Origin of the sequence: Faecalibacterium sp. OM04-11BH, assembly GCF_003482185.1 — a bacterium.
In the GTDB taxonomy this organism is placed as follows: Bacteria; Bacillota; Clostridia; order Oscillospirales; family Ruminococcaceae; genus Faecalibacterium; species Faecalibacterium tardum.
The window spans coordinates 1-308 of sequence record NZ_QULS01000051.1 but is presented as its reverse complement, the minus strand read 5'-3'; the positions used below and the strand labels follow the sequence as shown (position 1 = coordinate 308).

Below are 308 nucleotides of genomic sequence, written 5' to 3'. Positions count from 1 at the left end.
AGCTGTATCCACACCTGTTAGAGATTGCCCGGACAGCGCAGGAGCGTGTGGAAACCATGTTGCCTCACATGATGGAGACTGCGGGTGTCACGGAAGAACTGAAAGCCTGTGACCCTATGCGTTGGGTGGGGCTGATGAACACATTAACGGCACAGATTGAGGAAATTTTAATCAGGGAACTGATTTGCAGCTGAATGGGAGGTGCGGGAAATGCTGACCTTTGAAAAGATTTTGAAAGTGTTTCAGGCATATCTGGATGATGATCCACTGTATGAGGTGGTTCAGACCAGCCACGGTTATACATTGAT

Annotated in this window: 1 protein-coding gene; it reads left to right on the top strand. The window is 48.4% G+C overall.

The features are described from left to right. Positions 1-194: TnpV protein (locus DXB44_RS14960; protein WP_243111198.1), on the top strand; the 194-nt coding region annotated here is incomplete at its 5' end. Between the last annotated feature and the right edge of the window lie 114 nt (positions 195-308).